We start from the raw sequence: 24,938 nt of genomic DNA, 5'->3' as shown, positions 1-24,938 counted from the left end.
CTGTTAGGGGTGCTCGTCCAAGCGGGTGCGGATGGCTTCGGCGTCGCGGTGCTGGAGGTCGTCGAGGATGGCGAGGCTCGCCGTCCACGAGGCGCGGGCCGCGTGGGTGTCGCCGAGTGCGAAGTGGGTGTCTCCGATGTGGGTGTGGATCTCGGCCTGGAGGAAGTAGTCACCGATCGACTGCCGAAGGTCGAGGGACTCCTGGTAGGCGGGGAGTGCCTTCTCGTACTCACCCAGTTGGTGGTGGATGAAGCCGATGCTGTCCAGGGTGGACGACTGGGCGGGCAGGTTTCCGTGGGCGCGGGCGAGTTCCAGGGCCCTGCGGCAGTACGGGAGGGCATCGCCTGGTTCGCCGCGCAGGGCCAGGTACCAGCCGATGCTGTTGAGTGCGGTGGCTTGTCCGGTGGGGTCATCGACGGCCTCGAACAGCTCCAGCGCCGAGCGCGACTCGGCGATGGCCATGGCGTGGTCGTGTTGCTCGCCGTACGCGATGGCGATGTCGATCTGAGTCCTGCCCTGGCGGGTGCGGTCGCCGACCTGGCCGAAGAGGTCGAAGGCGCGGCGGAGTTGGGTGTGGGCCTCGATCTGGCGGCCCTGGGAGCGGTGGACCTGGCCGAGCCATCGGTGGGCGTGGGCCTGCCGGCCGGGATCCCTGGTTTGTTCGGCGGCGGCCAGAGCGATGTCGCCGACCTGCTGCCACTGCTGCCACAGTCCCGACTTGAGCAGGTACGAGACCTGTGACCCCGCGAGTTGCCAGGCGTAATTCGGGAATCCGTCATGCAGGGCGCGGACGGCCATGTGAACGAGTACGGTCCGCTCCTCCTCGTACCACGCCAGCGCCTGTTGACGGCCCGACAGGTCTTCCGGGGTGACACCGGCGACCGGCTCCGTGAGATCGAGCGGGGGCCATGAGGCTTCGTCCGCGTAGGCGAGAGAACCCGCACGGTGCGAGGAGTGGAGGTAGTGGTCGAACATCCGCAGTGTCGCCTCCGCCCGCTCGGTACAGTCATGCCCCTCGACCAGTTCGATCGCGTATGCGCGCAGCAGATCGTGGAAGGTGTACCGCGCGCCTCCCTGCCTGGTGACCAGATGCGCACGGTGGAGTTCGTCCAGCAGGGTCTTGGTCATGGACAGTGGCAGACCGGCGAGGCTTGCCGCCGCGGCGGTGCTGATGTCCGGCCCGGGGTGCAGGCCGAGCAGTCGGAATAGGCGCGCGCTCTGCGGAGGAAGGGCGCGGTAGGACCAGGACAGTACGGCCCGCACATCGGCGTAGCCGTCATCGGCCGCGAGCAGGTCCAGACGCGCGCGGGTGTCGCGCAACTCGTCCACCCACGTGTCCAACGGGACACCGGGGCGGTCGGCCGCGCGTGCGGCAGCGATGTTGAGGGCGAGTGGCAGCCGGGCGCACAACTCGATCAGCTCGTCGGTGGCTTCGGGATGGTTCAGAACGGGCTCTGGGCCGAGTCGGTGAAGGAGGAGTTCGTGCGCCTCCTCGCGGGAGAGCACGTCGAGCGGCAGGGGAACCGCGCCGTCCAGGGCGATCAGGCTGGAGAGCCGGTTCCTACTGGTCACGAGCACCAGGCAGCCGTCCGAACCCGGCAGGAGCGGGCGTACCTGCTCCACCTCGCGGGCATTGTCCAGAACGATCAGAGTGCGGGATCCGGCGAGTCGGCTGCGGTAGACCGCGAGCTGTCCCTCGGGGTCGGCGGGGATGCGGTGGCCCGGTACGCCGAGTGCGTCCAGAAAGCCGCGCGCGACGTCGGCGGCGTCGACGGGGTCGGCCGCGGGGTCGAAGCCGCGCAGGTTGGCGAAGAGCTGGCCATCGGGGAAGCGTTCGGCCACCTGGTGCGCGAAATGCAGGGCCAAGGTGGTCTTGCCCACTCCCGCGGTGCCCGCGATCGCCGAGATGACGACGGCGCCGCAGCTCGTCCGCCGATCGGCCATGAGCTCGTCGAGACGCTTGAGCTCGCGTGCCCGCCCGGTGAAATGGCGTACGGCGTAGGGGAGTTGCCGTGGCGCGACCCTCGTATGGACAGTGGGGGCCGCATCACCCGCCGCTGGCGCCGAGCGCCCCGCGTCGCGGGCCTCGGCGATCCGCTGCCACCGCTCCCGCCACCGCGCCTCTTCCTGCGCCCTGACGCCGCACGCACGAACCAGGGCGAGGCAGACCTCCAGCCGCGGGAGCTCACGGCGCCGGGGGCTGAGCGCGTCCGACAGCGTGCTGCGTGCGATACCGCTGCGGCGTTGCAGCTCCTGCAGGGACGGCTGGCCCGCCCTCGCCTTGAGCGCCCGCAGGTCGCGAATGTAGTCGCCCACGCTCTGCGTCGGCTCGTCCGGTCTCGGGCGCAATGGCTCCATGGTGCGGCTCCCCCTGTGAGACGCGTTGCCCGTCGGGGCAACCGGATCCGTCCGGACCTGACCGAGAACATTGTCACGGGTAGGTCGGCGTCTGCAGACTCAATCTCGGACGAAAGAGGGGGCGGCGCATAGTTTTGCCGGGCCTTGGCTCTGCGCGGCGCATCACCTCGAAAGGTAAAGGAGCAACCGGCAATCCGGACATATTCGGGGCGGGCAAGTATGGCAACAGGGGAGCAAGGGGGATGACGACTCGACCGAAAGGGTCCAGGTCGTTGCCCAAGGGCGGTCCAGTCGAGGGGAATTGACCGTACCGGATGCTGCCGCGCAGTTGAGCAGCCCACTGTGATGTCCGGAACAGACGCCCGGCAGAGCCCTGCGCCGCGAGAAGTATCGGTGACAGGGCTCTCAGCACTCCGGCAGGCGGGTGGTCAGCGCGACGTCAAGAACGTCGTCCGCGAGACCATCTCCTGGGCCTTGACGGGCTGCGTCAAGCTTCAGCCGGGCTATCGGGCGGACGTCGGGGCTGCCGTGCGCGCGGGATTGCTCGGCTCCAGCCCTACGCCAGCCAGATCCTGACCGAATCCCGGCGGAACCGCCTGCCCCGGATCCGGATAGCGCGCGGGCGGACAGCCCTCGATGTCCTCACCGCCGCACCGCCCAGCACCAGATCCTCAACCCCAGACAAGGATGGTCCATGAAACCCATCAGACGAATCGTAGGCACGCTCAGCGCCGGCGCAGCCCTGTTCGCGCTCGCGTTCGCCGCTTCCCCGGCGCAAGCGGTCACCGTAAGTCCGGGGGCCCTGGGCGCGACCCCCTTGAGCGTCGCATCCCCTTCCACAACAACCACGTTGCCCCGGGCCGCGCAGCGCATAACTCCCGCCACCACCTACGGGCCCTACCTCGTCAAGAACGTCGTCACCGGCAAATGCATCGACATTCCCGGCTACGGTGCCGGGACGGTCAACGGGCCCGTCAACGAGTACACGTGCAACGGGACATCCGGCGACAACCAGCTGTTCTACTGGGACTACCTCGGTCAGAGCGCCAACGACTATCCGCTCTACAGTCTCCGCAACGTCAAGGACAACCTGTGCCTCGACGTGCCGAACTACGGCAGTGTGAGCGCCGGTACCAAGGTCAGTGAGTACTACTGCAACGAAACGACCGGCGACAACCAGATCTACGGTCAGGTGGCTCGTTCCGACGGAAGCTTCTGGCTCGTGAACCTCGCCAGCGGTCTGTGCCTCGACGTCGACGGCGTACGCACCGGAGGTGACAACGCCCGACTCACGCTGTATTACTGCAGCGACAACGACGACCACCACTGGACGATCCCGTAAACGGACATATTCGACCGTGGTGCGGCGCCAACTGCCGCACCACGGTCATTCGCGTGCGCCCACCTCGTGGTCTCCGCCGGTGCCGGACCTGAGGCCCCGACGATGGCCGGGGCGCCAGAGGCAGCGGGCCGGCTGTCGCTCATGACGCCTCCCGGCCCGTTTCGTTGCCGCGCAGCGACGCCTTCGCCAGCCGTTCGCGCAGCGCCCCGTACCCGAGGAAGTAGGCCGGCAACCGGCTGAGCCACCGCGAGTCGGTGACGCGCTGTGTGCACTTCTTGGCCCGCTGCGGGTCCTGCACGGCGAGGTTGATTCCGATGCCGAGGACCGGCGACACGGCAGGGGCGGCGTCGCCGATGCACAGCAGCCCCGCTCGGTGCCAGCGGCGCAGCCGGTCCAGCCGTACGTCGAGCAGCTTGACCTCGTCCCAGGACGTGACGGAGTGAGCCCGGTCGGCCAGCCACGGGACCGCGTTCGTGAACCGAGCCATGAACCGGTCCAGTCCTTCGGTGCGGCGTTCGGCATCGGTCCCCTTGGTGATCAGCCCCGCGCACTGCCAGTGGTCGCCGCGATCGATGAGCGCGTTGAAGCAGTTGCAGCGAGGTCACCCGCCGGTGCGGCAACCGGGCGAACCGTTCGGCGAGGCCGATGTCGTCCAGCAGCGACAGGGCGGACGGGTGCACGGTGTCCCCCCGGAAATCACGCCGAGGCGGTCCCGGCCTGCCGGCGGCCGATGCCATGGGCCCGGCCGACGACTCCAGCGCACTCCTGTGGGAAGCGGAAAGTGCCGGGCCGTTTGCCGTGCGGAACATTCCTCGTTCGGTGGCCAATCCGCAGCGTGCCTGGCGCCGAATCACGGACAGATGCGGTGCTGGACGGACGGCACCCGCGACTGGACCGGCTGGAGGAGGACGAGGCCGTGCGGCGACAGATAGCCGTGGTGGGCGGCGGCGTGGCGGGACTGACCGCGGCCTATGTGCTGCAGCGCGCCTGTGACGTGACGTTGTACGAGGCCGAGGATCGGCTGGGCGGACATGCCCACACGCACAGCGTGGCGCCGGCCGCGGGCACGGTGTTGCGGGTCGACAGCGGGTTCATCGTCCACAACGACCGGACCTATCCGCTCCTGCTGCGCCTGTTCCGGGAGCTCGGGGTGTCCACCCAGGACGCGGAGATGAGCATGTCGGTGCGGTGCGACGGCTGTGGACTGCAGTATGCCGGGGCCCGGGGTGCGGTGGGACTGTTCGCCCAGCCCCGCAGCCTGCTGCGGGGCCGCTATCTGCGGATGCTCGGCCAGGTGCCCGCCTTTCACCGTGCCGCGCGCGCCGCCCTCGCATCAGACCGTGCGGCCGCGTTGACGCTGGGTGAGTTCCTGGCCGCCGGGCGTTTCACGCCGTACTTCGTGAACCACTTCATGATTCCGCTGGTGTCCGCGGTGTGGTCGTGCGATCCCGAGACCGCCCTGCAGTACCCCGCCGTCTATCTGTTCCGGTTCCTGGAGCACCACGGGATGCTCTCGGTCCGCGGCGCGCCGCAGTGGAAGACCGTGCGGGGAGGGTCCGTCGAATACGTCACCCGGGTCGCCAAGCAGCTGACCGCCGTCCACACCGCCACACCTGTGCGGACGGTACGGCGCGCATCGGGGCGGGCCGAGGTGATCACCGGCGATGGCGAGGAGCGGACGTACGACGCCGTGGTCATCGCCGTCCACCCTGATCAGGCGCTGCGGCTCCTGGCCGACCCCACCGCGCGCGAATCCCGAGTCCTCGGTGCCTTCCGGTATGCGCGCAACCACACGGTGCTGCACACCGACGCGGCGCTGCTGCCCAGCGCCCGCGGGGCCCGGGCGTCCTGGAACTACCTGCTGCCGTCCTGCCAGTCACCGGCCGATGCGGTCCAGGTCAGCTACGACATGAACCGGCTGCAACGCCTCGAAGCCACTGATCCCTACGTCGTCACGCTCAATGCCGCCAGCCGGATCGACCCGGGCCTGGTGCTGGCCCGCATGACGTATGAACATCCCGTCTACGACCGGGAGTCCGTGGCCGCGCAGCGGCATCTGCCTCAGCTCAACACGGCCGTGACCGTCTATGCGGGGGCCTACCACGGCTGGGGTTTCCACGAGGACGGCTGCCGCTCCGGCGTGCTGGCCGCCGCGGCGCTGGGGGTGGCGTGGTGACCCGGCCCTCCGTCCGACCGGCTCCCGCGCTCTACGAGTGCGTCATCTCCCACGCCCGGACCCGGCCGCTGCGGTACGCCTTTCGCCACCGTACCTACCTGTGGCTGGTCGACCTCGACGATGTGCCCGTCCCGCCGCGCGTGCTGCGCCCGTTGGCCCGTTTCGAGGCCCGTGATCACTTCGGCGGGACGGACACCTCGCTGCGCGCGGGTCTCGAACGCTTCCTCACGGCGCGGGGCGTACGCCTCGAAGGCGGCCGTGTCCTGATGCTCACCCAAGCGCGCGTGCTGGGGTACGTGTTCAACCCGCTCACGCTGTACTGGTGTTACTGCCGGCAGGGCGACCTGAAGGCGGTGGTGGCCGAGGTGCACAACACCTACGGCGAACGCCACTGCTACCTGCTGCGCACCGATTCCCAGGGGCGGGCCGAGACGCCCAAGGAGTTCTATGTCTCGCCGTTCTTCCCCGTGGACGGCTCGTATCGCATGCGTTTGCCCGAACCGTCCGACCGCCTTGAGTTGTGCGTGCAGCTGCGCCGGGGTGGTGAGCGGCCGTTCACCGCGACCGTCCGCGGCGCGCGCAGGCCGGCGACGACCGGCCGGCTGCTGTCGGCGGTGTTGCGGCATCCGTGGCCGACGCTCGCCGTCGCCGCCGGGATCCGCCGACACGGGCTGTGGCTCTACCTGCGTCGTCTGCCCGTCCAACCCCGTCCCCGCCACTGCCTCCAGGAGGGCATGAAGTGAAGGCCGCAGTCTTCTGTCCCGACAACCATCGCGAGCCCGCCGTGCCGCGCGCGCACGTTGACGCGTCCCGGTGGCCAGACGTGGCCACGGTTCCGCACAGTTCCCCCCTCCGCGCCGGGGTGGCCGCATGGGTGGTGAGGCGGGCGCTGGGCCGGTTGCCGCTGCGGGTCCAACTGGGAGGTGCACCGCTGACCGGAGACGAGGGGTTCGTGGTCAGGGTGCGTGACCCGCACGCGTTCTTCCGCCGGCTGGGTGCGGACGGCCTGATCGGTTTCGGCGAGTCCTACATGGCCCGGGAATGGGAGACCGACGATCTGGTCGGCGTCCTGACGGTCCTGGCCGCGCATGTCTCCTCGCTCGTGCCACGTCCGCTCCAGGTGCTGCGCGGGCTGTGGGCGCACCGCCACCCGGCCGGAGAACGGAACAGCCCGAGTGGCGCGCGGGCCAACATCCAGCGCCACTACGACCTGTCGAACGACCTGTTCGGGCTGTTTCTCGACGAGACCATGACGTACTCCGCCGCTGTCTTCCGGGGCTTTCCCGCCTCCTGGCCGGTGCTGGCCGACGCCCAGCGCCGCAAGATCGACCGGCTCCTCGACCTCGCCGAGGTCACCCACGGCACCCGGCTGCTGGAGATCGGCACCGGCTGGGGGGAACTCGCGCTGCGCGCCGCGGACCGTGGCGCGCACGTCACGACGGTGACCCTGTCGCGGGAGCAGCGCGACTTCGCCGCCGCACGCATCGAGGAAGCCGGTCACACGGGTCACGTGTCGGTTGAGCTGTGTGACTACCGCGAGGTCAGGGGCGAGTTCGACGCGATCGTGAGCGTGGAGATGATCGAAGCGGTAGGGGAGGAGTACTGGCCCGTCTACTTCGACACCCTGGCTCGCCTGCTGGCTCCGGGCGGGCGGGTCGCGCTGCAGGCGATCACCATGGCTCACGAGCGCATGCAGGCCACCCGCGACACCTACACCTGGATCCACAAGTACATCTTCCCCGGAGGCCTCATTCCCTCCGCCGAAGCCATGAGCCAGGCTGCCGCGCCGGCCGGGCTCGCGATCGTGCGCGACGACGCGTTCGGTCCGCACTACGCCGAGACCCTGCGGCTGTGGCGCGAGCGCTTCATCGCCCGGGCCGACGACGTCGAACGCCTCGGGTTCGACGCGACGTTCATCAGGATGTGGGAGTTCTACCTGGCCTATTGCGAGGCCGGGTTCAGTGCCCGCTACCTCGACGTGCACCACATGGTGCTGGCCCAGGCAGGTGCCCGGTGAAGGGCGTGGCGCCGCGCCTGGCGGAGGCAGCCCAGACGTATCTCGCGGGCACGCTGCCGGTACGGCTGCGCGCGTGGGACGGGAGCGAGGCCGGGCCGGCCGGCGCCCCGGTCGTGGTGCTGCCCTCGCCGCGCGCCGTACGCCGCCTGCTGTGGCAGCCTGGTGAACTTGGCCTGGCCCAGGCCTACATCAGCAATGACCTCGACGTCGAGGGCGATGTGGCCACCGCGCTGAGTACGGTGTGGCGCTCTGTCAGCGAACGCGGAACACAGCCGCGCCGCCCGGGACCACGCCGGCGCCTGAGCGCCGTCCTGACCGCGCTGCGCTGCGGTGCCCTTGGCCCACGCCCGCCCGCACCCGACGCCTCCCGGGCCCGGCTGCGCGGCCAACTCCACAGCACCGACCGGGACCGGGCCGCGATCAGCCACCACTACGACCTCTCCAACGACTGGTATGCGCTGCTTCTGGACCAGTCCATGGCCTACTCCTGCGGCTACTGGACCCGCCCCGACGATCCGGGCTACGGCCTGGCCGAGGCGCAGCGCGACAAACTCGAACTCGTCTGCCGCAAACTGGCCCTGGCCCCCGGAGACCGCCTGCTGGATGTGGGATGCGGCTGGGGAAGCCTGTCCCTGTACGCGGCACGCCACTTCAAGGCCCGCGTCACCGCCGTCACCCTTTCGCGAAAGCAGTGCGACTTCGTCGCCGCGCGCGTCCAGGAACAAGGCCTGGACGATCTCGTCGAGGTCCAACTGCGGCACTACCGGCACATCACCGGCGCCGACTACGACGCCGTCTGCGCCATCGAAATGGGCGAACACGTCGGCGACGCCCACTACCCCGGCTTCGCCGCCCGCCTGCATCACCTGCTGCGCCCGGGCGGCCGCCTGCTGATCCAGCAGATGTCGCGCACCAAAAGCGCTCCCGGAGGCGGGGCGTTCATCGAGTCCTACATCGCCCCGGACATGCACATGCGGCCCCTGAGTGAAACCGTTGCGCTCCTGGAGAACGCGGGTCTGGAGATCTGGGCCACCGAATCGCTGCGCGAGCAGTACGTCCGCACCATCGCCGCTTGGCACGCCACGCTGGAGGGACGGTGGGCGGACTTCGTGGCCCTGGCCGGGCCCGAGACCGCCCGGGTCTGGCGGCTCTACCTGGCCGGCGGCTGCCTCGCGTTCGCCGAGCGCCGCATGGGAGTCGACCAGATTCTCGCTGTGCGCCCCGGCACGGACCGGGCGGCGACCATGCCCGCCACGCTGTCCGACTGGTACCGGCAGGAGGATTCGTGATGACAGGCTTCCCCTGGCACGGCTTCGCCATCAGCCTCGCTCTCACGGCCGCCGCAGTGCTCGCGGTCCTCCTCATCACCTTCGCCGTCGCAGTGGCCAGCGGCATGCATCGCGTGGTCGACATCGCATGGGGCCTCGGATTCACCGCCGTGGCTTTCGTCGCGTATGCCGTTTCAGCCGGCCGAGGTGATGATGCGCGGCGGTTGCTGGTGACCTTGGCGACGGCAGTCTGGGGGCTGCGCCTGGCCGCCCACATCGCCTGGCGCGGCCGTGGACACGGTGAGGATCCGCGCTACGACCGCATGCTGGCGAAGGCTCCCGGCAGCCGCAACGCCTATGCCCTGCGGATGATCTACTTGCTGCAGGGCGGCCTCATCTGGCTGATCTCGCTGCCCGTCCAGGCAGCCCAGTTCACCTCCGGCCCGCTGAGCGTCACCGACCTGGCCGGCGGTGCGCTGTGGGCGGCGGGCCTGGCCTTCGAAGCGGTGGGTGATTTCCAGCTTGCCCGGTTCAAGGCCGATCCCGCACACCACGGCCAGATCATGGACCGCGGCCTGTGGGGATGGACCCGTCATCCCAACTACTTCGGTGACTTCCTCGTCTGGTGGGGCCTGTTCACCCTGGCCTGTGGCACCTGGCAGTCAGCCGCGCTCTGTCTGCTGTCGCCCCTGCTGATGTCGTTCCTCCTCACACGGGGCAGCGGAAAGCGCCTTCTGGAGCAGCACATGCACCACCGCCCCGGCTATGCCGCCTACGCGTCGCGCACCAGCGGCTTCATCCCCCTGCCGCCTCGCCGTCACCCGTCCTCGCCGGCGGCACGACCATGACGGCCCCGGCGAAACCAGCGACGCTGTTCGCCGGGACCGAGGGTGACTTAGTCCGCCCGGACGGTGGCCTGCTTGGGGAGGCAGAACATCAGAGCCCACATCAGGGCGAGGAGGCCGCCGACCCACCACAGCACGGTGATGAACGCCGCGCGGTTGAGCCCGGCGTCGGGTGAACCACCCGTGGTGGCGAAGAACACCAGGGCGGTCAGCGTGGTGCCCATAGCGATGCCCAGGTGCATGGCGGTGTTGAACAGGCCCGATGCGGACCCGGCGTCCTCGTGCGGCACCCTGGCCAGCGTCATGTCGGCGAGAGGTCCGCTCACCATGCCGAGGCCGAAGCCGATCAAGAGCACCGGCGCGGTCATCGCCACCAGTGCCAGGTCCCCCTGGCCTCGACCGGCCTGGAGCCCATAGACGGCCATCGCGGCCGACGCGATGAGGGCTCCGGCTTGGGGGAGGCGGCGGGCGAAGCGCCCACTGCTCTTCGCCGCGATGGTCGCGCCCGCCAGTTCTCCCAGGGAGAGCAGGACAAAGGCGATGGCCGCGTGGAACGGGCTCATGCCCAGTCCGTGCTGGAGGTAGAGGGTCCAGGTCATGAAGAACAGCCCACACAGCAGGCCATGCACCAGCTGCGCGGAGAGTCCGCCCGAGAACTGCCCGCCCCGGAAGAGGGACAGGGGCACGAGAGGCGCACTGTCCTGCTTGCGCTGCTGATGGCGCAGGAAGAAGCCGAGCAGGAAGAGGCCGGCGGCGAGCAAGGCGAAGCACCACAGGGGCCAGCGGTGGATGTGGCCTTCGGTGAGGGGAAAGACGACCAGGACCATGGCCGAGGCGGACAGCACCATGCCCGTCAGGTCGAGCCGGTCGGCCTTGCCGGCAGTCGACTCGGGGATGAAGCGGCGTCCCAGAAGGATCACTGCGAGGCCGACGGGCACGTTGACCAGGAAGACCGGCCGCCAGGACAGACCGAACAGGTCGGCCTCGGTGAGCAGGCCGCCCATCACCGGACCCAGGACGTTGGCGAGGGAGAGGACGGCCCCGTAGAGCCCGAAGGCCCTGCTGCGGTTCTGCCCTTCGAAGGTGACGTGGAGGGTGGCCAGGACCTGCGGGATCATCAGGGCGACCCCCACGCCCTGGAGTCCCCGGGCACCGATCAGGACACCGGGGCCGTTGGCGAGCCCGCACAGCAGGGAGGCCGTGGTGAACACGACGGTGCCGATGAGGAGGATCCTGCGTCGGCCGTAGAGGTCGCCGAGGCGCCCGCCGGTGATCAACCCGATCGCGACGGGCAGGGAATAGCCGGTGGCCAGCCACTGCACGGTGGTCGGCCCTGCGGACGTCGACTCCTGGATGGCGGGCAGGGCGGTCAGCACGACCGACTGGTCGAGAATGTCCATGAGTTCAGCGACCAGCAGTACCACGAGCGCGATCCGCGCTGCCAACGCCATTTTCGGGTGGGGAGGTGCTGCGCGCTCTGGGAGGTTGGTGGTGTGCTGCTGCTCGTTGTCGAGCGCGGAGAAAGACACGACGGAACTCCTGATCCAAAGGAATCGGGGAGCCGCTGCCGCGAGCCTCACCGGGGCCGCGCAACACGAAACCCGGGGCAGACGGCAGAGCTGCACCCGGGGGAAACAGAGGGGGAGGGTGACGCAACTCAGGCCAGCGCGACGTCCGCCCCCCCGGCACGTGCGACGACTCAGCACGTGGGGAACACGGACGGCTACATGGCCTGGTTAATAGGAAGTCACCTCAAGATCGACGCAGAAGGAACAGGGAAACGGGTCCCTGCGACCGGCATCTCGGCACAGGAACCCTTTCACGGTACGACACCCCAGGGCTTTGACGCACACCAAATACCCGCGAGCTCCCCTGACGGGACCGACCGGCGCTGCGGTTCCTCCGAGGACGGTTGCTTCGCCATGTCCGAGGGCACCACAGACGCGCTCACGAAGGGGCAGCGACTGGACGACTGGCGCACGACAGGGGCGACCGGGGCGGGCTCCGGCGCTGCGAAACAGCCAATTTCCACGGTCGCCCCGCTCCCGGCCCATGCCGCGGACCGGGAGTGGGGCGTGGTTGTGCCGCTCATGGCGCTCGACGCTGGAGGGGCTACGCGGTCCGAATGTCCCACCACTGCTGGGACTGGAAGTTCTTGGCCCACAACTGCGCCCGGGCGCCGTTGCCGGTATTGGTGGCGTCGCGGTCCAATACGGTGTTGTCGTTGTTATTGAAGCGGACGTTGTAGATCGCGAGGTCCCCCGAGGGGTGGTACCACTGCTGCTGGGTCGAGCCATTGCACTGCCACAGCTGAACGCGGGTACCGTTCGCGCCGCCGCCATTGAGGTCGGCGTCCAGGCACATCCCCCGGAACCGCACACTCTCGATACTGCCGTTGGTCCACACGATCCACTCCTGCTGCGTTGAACCGTTGCAGCCCCACGCCTGCACCCGGGTACCGTTGCCGCCGGCTGTGGCGTCAGCGTCCAGGCACTGGTTCGGTGTCGTCCGGAAAAGACTGTAGATCCTGGCGTACACACCGGTGGCAGCCGGCGCACCCGTTATGCCCTGGGCCATGTGTACCGAGTCCGGGGCGGCCACTGTCTGGCCCTTGCTCCAGTTCAGCTGATGAACGGTCGGCTCGGCAGCCTGGACGGTACCGGGTGCCAAAGCACCAACTGCCATGGCAGCAGCGGTGGTCGCGAGTGCGGCAGCCAGTTTCTTGTGAATGAACACGGTTCCTGGGTTCCTTTCACGACGGGTCTGTGCGGGGTTTCCACCGGCCGATGTCCGGCCGATCGGTCTTGCGGCCCCCTCTGTCCGCGACTCAGTCTGGGAGTCCCGCACCGCACTCGACCACCCTCTCGGTCGAGCCCGGACAGATCCGGTTGCCTTCCACGGGCCGGATGTTTCCAGCGCCGGTGTTTCCCGGACCGGGTTACCCGTCTACTGGGCGCCGCCTCTGTCGAGACCGCGCCGTCCGGCTATTCCTGGAACGTCGTCTGCGGCGGGGCTTGCTTCACTTCTCGGGAGGGGCTGGCCGCATCTTCGTCGGCCGTTCCGGGCTGGTCACGCCAACGGGCCCCGCGCATGGCTAGATGATCGGAGGACGGCCCAGATGCGTCATGCGCCATACCGTCGCCCACCGCATCGGCCGACGCGGCCCGCACGGCTCCCGCACGCCCTCGACGAACCCCGCGGCCCAAGCGCGCAGACCGCCCACGGAACGGGTGCGGGCCAGCGTGAGCAACGTCCATGTGCCGAGGTAGACCGGCATCAGCGGGGCGGGCAGGTGGCGGCGGGCCAGCCACACCCGGTTGCGGGCGGTCATCCGGTAGTAGACCGCATGCCGTTCCAGGGCGACATTGCGGCCCCCGGACTCTCCCAGATTCTCCGGCAACTCCACCCCGCTCACCTCATCGGGGAGGTCGGGCAGCGGCGTGCCGTTGCCGACTACGACGATTCGGGCCGCCTTCTCGTCCTGCTTGGCCACTGAGTTCAGCAGGGCCCGCAGCTCGGCGGGGCGATTGCCCATGGTCAGTACGGCGACACCGACGCGTGGTCGCTCCACGCCCAACTCCGCTCCCTTGTAGGCCCTGGCCCTGCGATGCTAGCGGCCCCAGGCGCCTGCCCTTCACCGAGAAGGAACCGCGGCTATGCCCACCATCCATCTGTTCGACAACCTCGGGGCGCCCGCCCAGCACTGAGGTGACCTCGTCCAGCTGGGCACGGGCACCACCACCAGCCCTGGCATCCTCATCGGCAAGCACGGCGAGTTGCACAGCGGCCCGACCGTTCCGCCGTCGCGCGCATCGTCGCAAGCAGGGCAGATCCACGGCGGATCCGAGTACGGCGACGACGCCGCGAGGGAAACGAGCCCGTGGGTGGGGGAGGCGTCGCTGAGAGCCTCGGTATGCCGATCCCACGGGTTCTGGCTGTGCGCACGATGAGGCCAGGCCGTCTCAGTGCGGTCCGTCTGCGCGCCCGGCATGTGATCGAGGCGGAGGCGGGCGCGATGGAGAGGTGGGGACTGCGGACCGGGGGTCAGGTCCAGGTCGTCGCGGACGGCGGCTGACCGCCCGCGTCCCGGGACAGACCACCCAGCACCTGACGGCTGTAGGGCACGTCCTGCCCCGTCCGCTCCAAGAAGGCCCGCGCCGCCTCGACCGCCATCCCACGACGCGCGAACTCGCCCGCCAGCTCCATCGCCCAGGGCGCCAGCGAAGCCGCATCCGGGCCACGGCCCAGCGCCTCGAAGAGGTCACCCACCAGCCAGCTGGCAAGACGAACCCTCCACACCGCCGCGAAGTCCCCCTCACCCCCGTCGAGCCCGAGCAGCCCACACTCACGCTCCGCCTCCGCCATCCGCTCCCGCGTCACCCGCCACGGATCCGGCATCAACTCCCGCACCAACAACCGCACTTCAACCCAGTCCGGACGCCGCTCACCCTCCTCATCGACATCGTCCCACCCCGCCCCCCACTCAGGCGGAGGCTCCGTCACAGCAAGCGGCCCCTCCGGCAACAACGCCTCCAACGCCGCCCTGGCCAACGCGGCATCAACCGGCACACCCACACCACCCCCCACCCCCACCGGCAACGCACACACCGCAGCCGGAAACAGATGCTCCTCACCCACCGGCACCCGCTCACCACGCGCACGATAACCACCCCGCCGCAACGCGAACAGCCGCTCACGAGCCCACAACACATCCCCCTCACCCAGCCCCGGCCCCCGCCCCGCGACCAGGCCAAGCAACGCCCGCTCCCCATGCGGGACCCCCAGGTCATACAGCAGGTTCACCGCCTCATGCGCACCCACCCCAGCCCGCACCAGCCGCACCGCCACCGCAGCCACCTCGCCAGGCGCACCAAACCCACACCCCCTGCCCCGCTCCCGCAAACCCCCCAACAACCCATGAACCCTCCCGGACAACTCCTGACGACGCCACTGCGCCTCGAACCGCGCCGCCAGCCCGGCATCGAGCTCCGGCACCGGCCCCCGCCTCGTCCGGCCCTCCTCGTACACCTCGTACAGATCCCAGAGCTCGTCGCTCCAGCCCCCCTCGGCCGGCGGCAGCTCATCGAGCACCGCCACCAGCGCATCCACATCCGCCCGCTCGGTCACCGCAGCACCCACCCCATTCCTCAGGAGACACCCAGGAACACGAACAGGGCGCCCAGGAGGGTGAATCCGCCGGAGACCAGGATGCCGAAGAGGCTTCCGAACAACGGCGACCAGTGTCCTCCGCGCCCCATGATGGTCGCGGTCCGAGCCGGGTCGTCGGGCCGGTACCGGACGGTCACGGCGTCGCCCTGCGCGAGCAGCATCGCGTCCTCCTCGAACTCGAGGTACTGGCCATCGAGCGTGGTGAAGCCATGGACATGGTGCCAGTGGGTGTCGCCCTCGTTGCCCTCGCTTGAGTACCGGCGTACGCAGCGGCCTTCCACCGCGATGCCGCTCACGACCGTGCGCAGGCGGCCGATCAGCTGCCGCGTCAGGAAGAAGCAGAGGGTGCCAAAGGCTGCCAGGATGCCGAGCCCCACCCAAAATATCGTCATCCCGGCAGGATAGGAGCACACGCGCTGCCTCCCGACGAGTATGTCCGGTCGAGGACTTGGTCTGGTTCTGCCTCAACGCTGGTGCCGCATCCGGACGTTCGTCCTGTCGACGACCTGGCGGAGGTTGGGATCGGTGGCGTGACGGTTCCGGAGATCGAGGAAGCAAGGGCGGAGTCCGGTTCCGGGACCGGAAAGCTCAGGCAAGGGAGAAAACCGGTGCCGGTCGTGCCGAGTCCTGGCAGGATCCCCCCATGGATATCCGCCGCATCACTCGGGTTGAGGCTGTCCAGGACGCCGGGCATCTCTTCGATGTGTCCCCCCTGCCGGAAGCCACTGCGAGGTTTCTGGCCGACGAGCGCCACCATCTCCTGATCGCCTATGTCGATGACGCCCCAGCAGGGATGGTCACCGGCGTCGAGATGACACACCCGGACAAGGGCACCGAGATGTTCCTGTACGAGCTGGGCGTGGACGAGTCGTTCCGCGGGCGCGGCGTCGGCCGGGCGCTGGTGTCGGCGCTTGCGGACCTGGCGCGCCAGCGGAACTGCTACGGCATGTGGACGATCACGGACGAGGACAATGCGGCGGCACGGGCCACTTACGGTCGCGCCGGAGGCGTCGCGGAAGAGGAGCAGGTGGTGCTCGTCTGGACCTTCGGTCAGGCGTAGATCCACAGCGCCGAGTGACCAGGCAGACAAGGCAGTTGTGACGCGCTTCCCCGGTCTCATGCCGGGACCGTGGTCCCGCCAGACCGTCCGGGCGGCTGAACGAGTACGCGTCCGCGGGATCGATGACGATGAAGATGGGAAAGGCGGCTGCTGCGCGGATCAGCCGCCGGGGCACCGGGATCGGTGGTGACCTGGCGGCGGACCCGGATGGTGCTGCTGTCCGCTCGGCGGCTCAGCGTGGCGGAGATCGTCGAGGTGACGTTCACCAGCACCGACCGGGTCCGGGGCCGTGATCCACGACGTCAACGCGGACGGCTCCGACTCGCTCCACCCGGCGTACAAGGGCGGGCCACGGCGGCAACAGGGAGCGGTGGCGAATCGGCGCGTGCCTGACCGTGCGGACGGCAAATGGCCAGACGGATCGTCCCTTTCCCGGGCACGCCACTACGAGGCGACAGCCTTGAGCACCCAGCCCTCTTCCTTCTCCCGAGCGGCTGTGTCGTTGGTCTGTCTTGCCGCGGAGCCTCGCATCCCAGGTCTACGATGCCCCTCGTAGAGCCCAGGCCTTGAATGCCCGCTCATGGGGAGGCTGTTGTGGCAGTACCGCCGCCGCAGGAAGCCGACGCCGAGGAGGGGCACCGCCCGGACCATCCACCGAGGACGCCGACTCCTCCCAAGAAGCCCGCCGAGCAACCACGCCCCGGAGTCGCCACGCCCGGCTCCGTTCTGGTGCGGCCGCGGCTTGCGGCCAGAATCGCGAATCGACGTGCGGCGAGCTGGGGACTGGAGAACGCTCCCTGGTCTCCCGCCAAGGCAGGTCGGCATGTCTTCGGGAAGCTCGCCGAGTGGGGCTATCGGCTGGACAGCGAGCGAGAAGCGGACCTCGCCGCGATGACGGCCCTGCTGACCCGGGCAGCGCTCACTGACGGTGGCCGCAGAATCAGCCTGCACTTGGCCGACCAGGACCACCAAGCCCTCATTCTCATCCTCTCCCACCAACAGGGTCAGGCGCCCGAGGACGAGGGCCTGCTCCGCGAGGTATCCACCCTGGGGGTCCTCTCCTGTGGCACGGACACCGACCAGGAGGACGGTGGCCGCCGACGCTGGGTCCTTACCGATCTTGCCGGGTAGTTCCGTGTGGTTCTGATGGCCGGGCCGGTTACATCCCACGGCTTTTCGCCCACAGTGGGGGACCGGTCCGGGTGGAAGTGGGCCTCGGGCTGGGGCTGGGGTGGTCGGCGGGGCCTCTGGATTGGTCGCTCCGGCGGCGCGCCCTCCTTCGATTGGAGGGTCCTTCGAGCCCGCTGCCCTCATCACCACAGGCGTCAAATGCTTACAAAGAGCGATATTCAGGCGTATTGGTCGTGAGGCGGCCCACAGGACCTACGTCACATACGAGCGGGCCTAGTGGCCATCGGGGAGTCCGGGCAGTGCCTCGTCACCTGGGCAGGCCCTGCGCATATGGGGCCGCGCGCGAGGCGGCCGGTCTGTCTGCTGCGAAGGCCCTTAGGAGAAGTGGGGCATTGCCAGGCCGTGCGGGGGTCGGTAGAACTGGATGAGTCGCCAGGCGGCACGGGTGCTCCACCCGCCGCGGACGAACCCCTCCCCACCGTGTGAGTGGCTCACGCATGCCCCGGCATGCCGCGACCGTCCTTGTTCCCTTCGGAAGGCCTCTTCGTGTCCAACGCAGTCATCCGCCGCATTGCCACCTCCAAGAAGACCCTCGCGGGTGCCGTCGTCGCCGTCGGCGCCGCCGGTTCCCTGTTCGCCACGGTTCCCGCCCAGGCGGCCCCGGTGAACGCCAAGGCGATCGCTCAGCAGATGATCAAGGACCCGGCGCAGTTCGCGGCCTTCAGCAAGATCGTCTCCCAGGAGAGCGGCTGGAACCACACCGCCACGAACGCCTCCTCTGGCGCGTACGGTCTGGTCCAGGCTCTGCCGGCGTCGAAGATGGCGTCCGCCGGCGCGGACTGGAAGACCAACCCGGCCACCCAGATCAAGTGGGGCCTGGACTACATGAACTCCCGCTACGGCAGCCCGGTCGGCGCCTGGAACTTCTGGCAGGCCCACCACTGGTACTGAGCCACCAGCTGACTCACCCAGACCATCCGATATGCCCGTCGCTGAAGCGGCGGGCATATCGGCGTTTCACCCCCAGACTCAACGGTGGGGGCGGGCAGACCGGCCGCCACGCCGCGGCACGCTGTGTAGTCAGACTGCCACCGTGCGCATACCCCGCGACCCAGGCGCGCGTGCCGCGAGCACTCACACCCGCCGACCCCGAGCCGGAAGGCCCCATAGCCCAGCCCCGGCCGACCTTCCCCGGCCCAGGATGCGCGCCAGGCTGGCCACCCCGCCCCTTCCTGGCCGCCTGGATCCGGGGTAGAGCAGTGCAGGGGAAGCTCCCCCACGGGGAGGGGTCGGCTTGGGCGTCCTGAGCGTGGCTCTGGGCTTCCAGGGCGCGCGCCACGCCCGTACTGGGCGTCGCTCGTGTCGTCGGCCCAGGTCAGGCAGGCCGTGCCAGGAGCGGTGAAGGATGTCATGTTGTTCACATGGTTGCGCGTCGCATCGTCGATCGAGCCCCACTCGATCCACAACGTGCGGGTCACGCCGAGGTAGGCCACAAGGAGATGTTTCATGGCGGCGCGTGAGGAGGCGTCGCGAGACCTGGGACGGTGCTGGCTCCGGGACGTCATTCGCACCGATTCCGCCGAACTACCTGAACTGGCCCAGGAGTTGTTCTGAAGGTCCACGCTCCACCTTCCGCGGCAGTCGCGATCCTCGGAGCACCCGGCTGAGAGGGGCGCGGGCCGGATCGACGGCCGGTCGGCAGAATTCGGCGAGCGCTCGGGCTCTGAGCGAATGCCATGCGAGAGTTCCACCCATGACGACCCGACCCACCCTGACGCAACGCCGCTCCCCATGGGTCGTGTTCACCTCCCCAACCGACCCATGGCTGGCGTCGGAAACGGCCGCGCTTGTGCAGCGAAACGGTCTGGTCCTGCGGCTGGACGCTCGGGAAATGCGGGATCCGGCGGCCGTCTTCCGCACCTTCGCCCGGGAGCTGTCGTTCCTCGGCTACTTCGGCACAACTGGGACGCGCTCGTGGAGTGCCTCCACGACTGGCACGGTCCCGGCCAAGGGAGCCAGGACCTCGCGATTCTGATCGAGCACGCGGACGGCCTGCTGAAGTCGGACTTCCTCGGGACGTTCGTATCGGTCCTCGCCCAAGCAGCCTGGAACTCCAACTTCCGCCTGGACAGCGACGGCGAGGTCGATGAGTGGCGGCAGCGTATGGCTCAGCACTTCGTCTTCGTACTGGACCAAACCGCACCCGCTGCCTTCACCGAGCTGGCGGCCCGCGGCACGGACGTGGCGGTGGCGCTCTCGGACGGCCGTCTGCTCGCCACCCTGACCGACGCCGACTGGCCAGGCGGAGACCCTGCGTGCGCCCCCTGGACAGCCGGACCACTCACCTTCGCAGACAAAGCGATCGTCGACGGCATGAACGTCAAAGCCATCCAGCTGTTCTGCGACCGCCTCGGCTGCTCGATCCACGAGGCTCTGGACATCCTCCAGTCCCGCTCTGAGTACCTGCGCGGCGAGCATCGGGATGCCGAATGACGGTCCGCGCCGGCCACTTGGCCGGATTCGCCGAATAGATGCCTCGACAGGGCGAGAAGGGACGCCCCCCACATCCCGCGCCATGTCTTTCCCCGCCCACTCCTCAAGATCTGCGCCGGGCTCGAGAACAGCGGTGGCTGTAAAGGCCTGTCGCCGACAGCGGGTGGGGCTCAGCTCTCTCGTCGGCGAATGACGAACATGGGTGACGAGGGCGAGGGAATCGCAAAGGGCTCTGCGCGCCTGGCGGCCGCCGCATCAGTCGCAAGACGGGGGCAACCCTCCTTGTAGCAGGCACTGAAGCCGACGGCAGGGGACACGGGGCTGAGGGGGGTGTTTCACCATCGGGGGCAAACCCCCGGATCAAGCCGATCTCGTCCACTCATTTCCGGGGCGCGTCCGTCGTCGTGATCATGCGGTGGGCCCAAGCCGTCGGCTCCGTTGAGCGCCCCCGGACGATGCGGTGTGCCGGTCTTGCGCTACCGCCCAGGGCCGGATTGCACCGTGTCGGGGGCCGTAACTCCCGCCCCTGTTCTGCGGATTCAAAAAGACACCTATAGGGTGGAAGCCCTGACGCCCGTCAACTGCTGCGGAAACAGGAGCCACTGCTGAAGGGGCCGACTCGGAATCGCCGCCAACCGCGGCGCAACCGGCGCAGTCCGGGACAGTGCTCCATGCCACCCGCCGCACGGTCCGCAGCAAGCTGAGAGGACTTGATGTACGCCAACGAAAAGGCCGAGGCCTCCACGAGCAAGAAGCCCCGCCGGGATGCTGTCAGGAACCGAGCCCGGGGAGACGGAGCGTCGGCCGGCCTTCTGGGCCTTCAGAGTGCCGCGGGCAACGCGGCCGTCCTCCAGATGCTCCGCCAGTCGGGACACGCCTGGACCCAGGATCAGCATCAACACACCGCGGGCTGCGGCGCCCACCGACACAGCGGCCCTTCGGCACCCGAGACCGTGCAGCGGTCCGCCGTACCCGACGTGCTGCGCGCACCCGGACGTCCGCTCGACGACGCCACCCGCACAGACATGGAGGCCCGGCTCGGCGCCGACTTCTCCACTGTGCGCATCCACGACGATTCCGACGCCAAGGCATCCGCGGCCGAGGTCGGCGCCCGCGCTTACACGAGCGGCGACCACGTCGTCATCGGCGACGGCGGAGCCGACCAGCACACGCTCGCACATGAGTTGACGCATGTGATCCAGCAACGCCAGGGGCCGGTCTCCGGTACCGATCGTGGGGACGGACTGAGCGTCTCGGACCCAGCGGACCGGTTCGAGCGCGAGGCCGAAGCCAACGCGCGGCGGGCCATGTCCGGAGAGGCGCCAGTTCAGCGCGCCATGGCGTCCGACGGAGCGCGGGCTCAGCACGGTTCGCCCGTGGTGGCGCGGATGCCGGCCGAGGGAACCGAAGGCGAAGTCGCCAAGCCTTGGCTCGTTTTCGGAGTCGACGGACGCAGCAAGGAGCAGCTGGCCTCCGCCGTCGAAGCCGGGTACCGGCGCTTCGACACGGCGGAGAGCTACCGGAACATCGACACCGTCGCCGAGGTCCTCCGAGCCCGGCCCCGTGAGGACTACGAGATCCTCTACAAGTTCGACGTCCGCTCGGGAGAGCAGGAGGCCGAACTGCGTGGCCGGCTGCAACGCGTCGCCGCGCTGTTCGGCGGCAGGCTCGACTCTCTGGTGATCCACAACCTGGACGTCGAGAAGGGTGCGCTCACGCAGGCCTGGAAGGTCCTCAACGAGCTGAAGAGCGAGCACGTCACAGGCCAGGTCGGGCTCGGAAACGTCGGCGAGAACCACACAGACCTGCTGGGCGAGCTCGGTGGGGTCGATGTCGTGGAGAACTCAGTGGAGAGCGTGCTGCTCAGCGAGAACGTCAAGGAGGCGATCAAGAAGTCCGGCGCGCACCTGTACTACTACGACGTCATCCGGACAGCCCGGCAGATGGACCTCGATCTGTCCTCGCCCGACGACCTGAACGGTCTCATCTACACCATGGCGGCCATGTTCCCCCGGGCGGACGGTACGTCGAATTCCACCATGATCAGCAGCAGTGGAACGTCCGGTACCCAGGCGGCCAACCTGGAGAACTTCGGTGGCGGCCCCGACCACGGGGACTTCACCGGAGACGAGCAGTACGAAGCCATGGGCAAGATTGACCAGTGGCGCAAGCAGCAGAGTTCCGGCCAGACGAACGACACGTCGTTCGCGCTGCGCCCCGAGCTGAGCAAGTGGCTGGTCGGCCTCTGCCAGGGAGACACCGCCGACAACTTGCGCCAATCCATTGTGGACGCGGCGAAGGAGCAGGGCCAACCGATGAACCAGGCGTTCATCGAGAAGTGGCTGGTGGACGAGCGCCACGTGACGGCCGAGGACCTCTCGTCGGTGCGGGTCCCGTCCCGGGTCGGACTGAAACGCCGTTACATCGGAATGCCCCTGCGGGACGCTCTGGGCGCGCTGTTCGGCGTGAAGAACTGCGACTGGAAGTGGTCCATCCAGCTCGTGCAGCTCCTGTTCAGCGACGCGGAGACCTGGGACTGCGCACTGCGGTTCGGAGCGGACGAGATCGTCCAGGCGTGACACCGGCTCCGGTTGGTGGTGAGCGGTCCGTCGCTTCCGAGCGCGGACCGCTCCGGCACGCGATCGCCCGCGCCCAACACGGCCAACCCCCGGGCCTTCTGGCAATGCTTCCTGCATGGTGAGTTGGCGGTCACCAGCCTCGTGGCGGAGTGGGGGTGGTGGCCTTGGCACCGGACAGGCTGAGGGCTTGGCGTCCAATTCCGAGCCGTTCGACTTCGTCGAGCGGGTGCTGATCGGCCCCCCCCATAACCACAGTGAACGGTTCGGCGCGCTATCGAAGTGGCGCTCGCGCGGCCCCGGTAGTACGGCTGACTCCGGGGACTCCCGGCGTGAGATGCTGCGGACGCGCCGGGGGACCGGGGAGTTGCAGGGCGGGGAGCGGAGGAGAGGCGTGGACGTCCGGCAGTTGGAGTACTTCCTGGCTGTCGTGGACCGTGGCGGGTTCAACCGGGCTGCCTCGGCGCTCTACGTGTCGCAGCCCTCTCTGTCCCAGGCCGTCCGGGCTCTCGAACGTGACCTGGGCGCGGAGTTGTTCCACCGGATCGGGCGTCGGGTCGTGCTGACGGAGGCGGGCGAGGCGTTGATCGACCCGGCCCGCGAGGCCGTGCGAAGCCTGGAGACAGCCCGCGCCACGGTGGCATCCGTGCGCGAGCTGCGCTCGGGACGGTTGGACATCGCGGCGATGCCGTCCCAGGCGGTCGAACCGCTGACGACCCTGATCCGTTCCTACACCGAGCGGTACCCGGGCGTGGCGGTGGCGGTCGCAGCGGCCTTCACAGCCCGCGATGTCATCGCCGCCGTGCGGACGGGAGCGGTGGAGCTGGGCCTGCTGGCGTCGGTCGGCAGCGTGGCGGACAAGGAGGTCCGTTCGCACGTGCTGGGCGAGCAGCGATTCGTGCTGATCGTCCCGCCGACCGGGCCCTTCGCGGGCCGGAAGGCAGTGAACTGCGAGGAGTTGGCGGGCCAGCGGCTGATCGTGGGGCAGCCGGGGACGGGGATGCGGGCGTACGTCGACGCCCTGCGGGACCGAGGCATCGACTTCACCGTGGCGGTCGAGACCGAGCACCGGGTGGCGCTGCTCCCGCTGGTGCTGGCCGGGGTGGGGCTCGCCGTCGTGACCGAGTCCTGGCGGGGCATCGCCCGACGGACGGGGGCCGATGTGTTGGACATCGAGCCCGCGACCGCGCTGCAGATCTGTCTCGTCAGCCGGAGCGGTGCCCTCTCCCCGGCCGCGGCAGCGTTCTGGACGAACGCAACGTCTCCTACCGCCAACACATAGGCGGTGCCTATAAGGCACATCCGGTTTGCGTCTTGGACGCGCCGCGGTGCCCATTGCTGGAATCGACGGCATGACGACCCATCGCATTGCCCTGATCCCCGGCGACGGCATCGGAGCCGAGGTGCTGCCCTGCGCTCAGCAGGTCCTCGACGTCCTGGGCCGCCGCCACGGCTTCAGCCTGGCCTACACCTCGTACGAGGACTGGTCCTGTAAGCGGTACCTGCGCGAAGGCTCGATGATGCCCGCCGACGGCATCGACCAGCTCCGTGACAAGGACGCGATCCTGCTGGGCGCCGTCGGATACCCCGGGGTGCCCGACCACGTGTCGCTGTGGGGCCTGCTGATCCCGATCCGGCGCAGCTTCCGCCAGTACGTGAACCTGCGGCCCATCCGTGTCTTCGACGGCATCGACAGCCCCGTGCGCGGAGCCCGGGCCGGCGACGTCGACTTCGTCGTGGTGCGGGAGAACGTGGAAGGCGAGTACAGCGAGGTCGGCGGACGGCTCAACAGGGGCTTCGCCGACGAGATGGCCGTCCAGGAAGCGGTGTTCACCCGGGCCGGCGTCACCCGCGTGTTGGACTACGCCTTCGAACTCGCCACCCGGCGCGGCGGCCGGCTGACCTCCGCGACGAAGTCCAACGGCATCGTGCACACCATGCCGTTCTGGGACCAGCTCGTCACGGAGCGGGCCACCTGCTTCCCGCAGGTCACCTGGGACCAGGAGCACATCGACGCACTCGCGGCGAAGGTCGTCCTCGATCCCGGCCGCTTCGACGTCGTGGTCGCTTCCAACCTCTTCGGTGACATCCTCAGCGACCTCGCGGCGGCGGTCGCCGGATCCATCGGCATCGCTCCGGCGGCCAACCTCAACCCCGAGCGGGAGTTCCCCTCGATGTTCGAGCCGGTGCACGGCTCCGCGCCCGACATCGCCGGGCAGGGCATCGCCAACCCGCTGGGTGCGATCTGGTCGGCCGCCATGATGCTTGACCACCTCGGCCATCCGGCCGCGGCCAACGACGTCACCGATGCCATCGCCGAGGTCCTGGCCAAGACCGACGTCCGTACCCGCGACCTGGGCGGCGGAGCGACCACCTCCGAGTTTACCGACACTCTGCTCGGGCTCCTCTGAACCATCCGCCGCGTGCTGGTGGCGAGCGCCATGGACGACGCCGCTCACAGCCAAGCCGGCACTCCGCGCCTCCCCTTCCTCCGAGCCGCGTC

General features: G+C 69.1%; 21 protein-coding genes and 1 pseudogene. 14 read left to right on the top strand and 8 right to left on the bottom strand.

The window, feature by feature from the left end:
• Positions 1–3: 3 nt before the first annotated feature.
• Entirely contained in the window at positions 4–2,358 is a 2,355-nt protein-coding gene (locus tag DT019_RS15340) for an ATP-binding protein (RefSeq protein ID WP_114037351.1), read from the bottom strand.
• 850 nt (positions 2,359–3,208) lie between these two features.
• Here DT019_RS15340 and DT019_RS15335 point away from each other — a divergent pair.
• Positions 3,209–3,700 carry an RICIN domain-containing protein gene (locus DT019_RS15335; protein WP_189389591.1) on the top strand — a complete coding sequence of 164 codons (492 nt, stop codon included), beginning with the start codon at positions 3,209–3,211 and terminating at the stop codon, positions 3,698–3,700.
• Positions 3,701–3,839: 139 nt separating this feature from the next.
• On the opposite strand, the gene DT019_RS40215 is transcribed toward DT019_RS15335, so the two are convergent.
• Entirely contained in the window at positions 3,840–4,187 is a 348-nt protein-coding gene (locus tag DT019_RS40215) for an FAD-dependent monooxygenase (RefSeq protein ID WP_262985324.1), read from the bottom strand.
• A 378-nt stretch (positions 4,188–4,565) separates the two neighbouring features.
• Here DT019_RS40215 and DT019_RS15325 point away from each other — a divergent pair, with 378 nt between their 5' ends.
• From DT019_RS15325 to DT019_RS15305, 5 genes are read left to right on the top strand one after another with little or no spacing between them, the layout of a single operon-like run.
• Positions 4,566–5,876: an NAD(P)/FAD-dependent oxidoreductase gene (locus tag DT019_RS15325; RefSeq protein ID WP_223279545.1), complete on the top strand. Its 1,311-nt coding sequence runs from the start codon at positions 4,566–4,568 to the stop codon at positions 5,874–5,876.
• Entirely contained in the window at positions 5,873–6,619 is a 747-nt protein-coding gene (locus DT019_RS15320) for a DUF1365 domain-containing protein (RefSeq protein ID WP_223279543.1), read from the top strand. The genes DT019_RS15325 and DT019_RS15320 overlap by 4 nt, the downstream gene beginning before the upstream one ends.
• Positions 6,616–7,893 (top strand): SAM-dependent methyltransferase, encoded by a 1,278-nt coding sequence (locus DT019_RS15315; RefSeq protein ID WP_189389589.1) that lies wholly within the window; start codon positions 6,616–6,618, stop codon positions 7,891–7,893. Before DT019_RS15320 ends, DT019_RS15315 begins: the two co-directional genes overlap by 4 nt.
• Entirely contained in the window at positions 7,890–9,182 is a 1,293-nt protein-coding gene (locus DT019_RS15310; protein WP_114037346.1) for an SAM-dependent methyltransferase, read from the top strand. Before DT019_RS15315 ends, DT019_RS15310 begins: the two co-directional genes overlap by 4 nt.
• Complete coding sequence (locus DT019_RS15305) at positions 9,182–10,009, top strand: DUF1295 domain-containing protein (RefSeq protein WP_114037345.1); 828 nt, start codon at positions 9,182–9,184, stop codon at positions 10,007–10,009. Before DT019_RS15310 ends, DT019_RS15305 begins: the two co-directional genes overlap by 1 nt.
• A 47-nt stretch (positions 10,010–10,056) precedes the next feature.
• Here DT019_RS15305 and DT019_RS15300 read toward each other — a convergent pair whose 3' ends face one another.
• The 3 genes from DT019_RS15300 to DT019_RS15290 all read right to left on the bottom strand — a co-directional run bounded on the left by DT019_RS15300 (position 10,057) and on the right by DT019_RS15290 (position 13,577).
• The gene (locus tag DT019_RS15300) at positions 10,057–11,535 is read right to left on the bottom strand and encodes an MFS transporter (protein WP_114037344.1); all 1,479 of its coding nucleotides are present in this window, start codon (positions 11,533–11,535) and stop codon (positions 10,057–10,059) included.
• 583 nt (positions 11,536–12,118) lie between these two features.
• Complete coding sequence (locus tag DT019_RS15295; RefSeq protein WP_114037343.1) at positions 12,119–12,742, bottom strand: RICIN domain-containing protein; 624 nt, start codon at positions 12,740–12,742, stop codon at positions 12,119–12,121.
• A gap of 358 nt (positions 12,743–13,100) precedes the next feature.
• Positions 13,101–13,577: a glycosyltransferase family 2 protein gene (locus tag DT019_RS15290; protein WP_114037342.1), complete on the bottom strand. Its 477-nt coding sequence runs from the start codon at positions 13,575–13,577 to the stop codon at positions 13,101–13,103.
• A 357-nt stretch (positions 13,578–13,934) separates the two neighbouring features.
• Here DT019_RS15290 and DT019_RS40210 point away from each other — a divergent pair.
• Positions 13,935–14,081, top strand: a pseudogene (locus DT019_RS40210) (DUF192 domain-containing protein); the annotation flags it as partial.
• Here the strand turns inward: DT019_RS40210 and DT019_RS15280 are convergent.
• Together DT019_RS15280 and DT019_RS15275 are read right to left on the bottom strand one after the other, a co-directional pair.
• Positions 14,051–15,133: a hypothetical protein gene (locus DT019_RS15280; protein WP_114037341.1), complete on the bottom strand. Its 1,083-nt coding sequence runs from the start codon at positions 15,131–15,133 to the stop codon at positions 14,051–14,053. The pseudogene DT019_RS40210 and the gene DT019_RS15280 sit on opposite strands and share 31 nt — an antisense overlap.
• Before the next feature lie 20 nt (positions 15,134–15,153).
• A complete protein-coding gene (locus tag DT019_RS15275; protein ID WP_114037340.1) occupies positions 15,154–15,567 on the bottom strand; it encodes a DUF3592 domain-containing protein in 414 nt (137 codons plus the stop codon).
• 251 nt (positions 15,568–15,818) lie between these two features.
• On the opposite strand from DT019_RS15275, the gene DT019_RS15270 reads away from it, so the two are divergent.
• The 3 genes from DT019_RS15270 (at position 15,819) to DT019_RS15255 (ending at position 18,317) form a co-directional block, all read left to right on the top strand.
• Complete coding sequence (locus DT019_RS15270; protein WP_114037339.1) at positions 15,819–16,235, top strand: GNAT family N-acetyltransferase; 417 nt, start codon at positions 15,819–15,821, stop codon at positions 16,233–16,235.
• Between the two features lie 594 nt (positions 16,236–16,829).
• Entirely contained in the window at positions 16,830–17,366 is a 537-nt protein-coding gene (locus DT019_RS15260; protein WP_223279542.1) for a hypothetical protein, read from the top strand.
• A 507-nt stretch (positions 17,367–17,873) separates the two neighbouring features.
• Positions 17,874–18,317: a transglycosylase SLT domain-containing protein gene (locus DT019_RS15255; protein ID WP_114037337.1), complete on the top strand. Its 444-nt coding sequence runs from the start codon at positions 17,874–17,876 to the stop codon at positions 18,315–18,317.
• Here DT019_RS15255 and DT019_RS41065 read toward each other — a convergent pair.
• Entirely contained in the window at positions 18,263–18,931 is a 669-nt protein-coding gene (locus DT019_RS41065) for an agmatine deiminase family protein (protein ID WP_223279592.1), read from the bottom strand. The two genes, DT019_RS15255 and DT019_RS41065, sit on opposite strands and share 55 nt — an antisense overlap.
• 166 nt (positions 18,932–19,097) lie before the next feature.
• Here DT019_RS41065 and DT019_RS15245 point away from each other — a divergent pair, with 166 nt between their 5' ends.
• From DT019_RS15245 to DT019_RS15230, 4 genes are all read left to right on the top strand, one after another.
• The gene (locus DT019_RS15245) at positions 19,098–19,859 is read left to right on the top strand and encodes a barstar family protein (protein ID WP_114037336.1); all 762 of its coding nucleotides are present in this window, start codon (positions 19,098–19,100) and stop codon (positions 19,857–19,859) included.
• Positions 19,860–20,836: 977 nt separating this feature from the next.
• Positions 20,837–22,438 (top strand): aldo/keto reductase, encoded by a 1,602-nt coding sequence (locus DT019_RS15240; RefSeq protein ID WP_411292710.1) that lies wholly within the window; start codon positions 20,837–20,839, stop codon positions 22,436–22,438.
• A gap of 391 nt (positions 22,439–22,829) precedes the next feature.
• The gene (locus tag DT019_RS15235; protein ID WP_114037585.1) at positions 22,830–23,717 is read left to right on the top strand and encodes a LysR family transcriptional regulator; all 888 of its coding nucleotides are present in this window, start codon (positions 22,830–22,832) and stop codon (positions 23,715–23,717) included.
• Between the two features lie 70 nt (positions 23,718–23,787).
• Positions 23,788–24,846: a tartrate dehydrogenase gene (locus DT019_RS15230; protein WP_114037334.1), complete on the top strand. Its 1,059-nt coding sequence runs from the start codon at positions 23,788–23,790 to the stop codon at positions 24,844–24,846.
• Positions 24,847–24,938: the final 92 nt, after the last annotated feature.

Origin of the sequence: Streptomyces sp. SDr-06 (assembly GCF_003324565.1) — a bacterium.
Lineage (GTDB): Bacteria > Actinomycetota > Actinomycetes > Streptomycetales > Streptomycetaceae > Streptomyces.
Note: the sequence above shows the minus strand (reverse complement) of the source record. Positions and strands in the feature narration are given on the sequence as shown.

Coding starts and splice junctions, on each gene's coding strand:
- DT019_RS15340 (WP_114037351.1), bottom strand. CDS start 2,358: ATGGAGCCATTGCGCCCGAGACCGGACGAGCCGACGCAGAGCGTGGGC.
- DT019_RS40215 (WP_262985324.1), bottom strand. CDS start 4,187: ATGGCTCGGTTCACGAACGCGGTCCCGTGGCTGGCCGACCGGGCTCAC.
- DT019_RS15305 (WP_114037345.1), top strand. CDS start 9,182: ATGACAGGCTTCCCCTGGCACGGCTTCGCCATCAGCCTCGCTCTCACG.
- DT019_RS15275 (WP_114037340.1), bottom strand. CDS start 15,567: ATGACGATATTTTGGGTGGGGCTCGGCATCCTGGCAGCCTTTGGCACC.
- DT019_RS15270 (WP_114037339.1), top strand. CDS start 15,819: ATGGATATCCGCCGCATCACTCGGGTTGAGGCTGTCCAGGACGCCGGG.
- DT019_RS15255 (WP_114037337.1), top strand. CDS start 17,874: ATGCCGCGACCGTCCTTGTTCCCTTCGGAAGGCCTCTTCGTGTCCAAC.
- DT019_RS41065 (WP_223279592.1), bottom strand. CDS start 18,931: ATGACGTCCCGGAGCCAGCACCGTCCCAGGTCTCGCGACGCCTCCTCA.
- DT019_RS15245 (WP_114037336.1), top strand. CDS start 19,098: ATGCCATGCGAGAGTTCCACCCATGACGACCCGACCCACCCTGACGCA.
- DT019_RS15230 (WP_114037334.1), top strand. CDS start 23,788: ATGACGACCCATCGCATTGCCCTGATCCCCGGCGACGGCATCGGAGCC.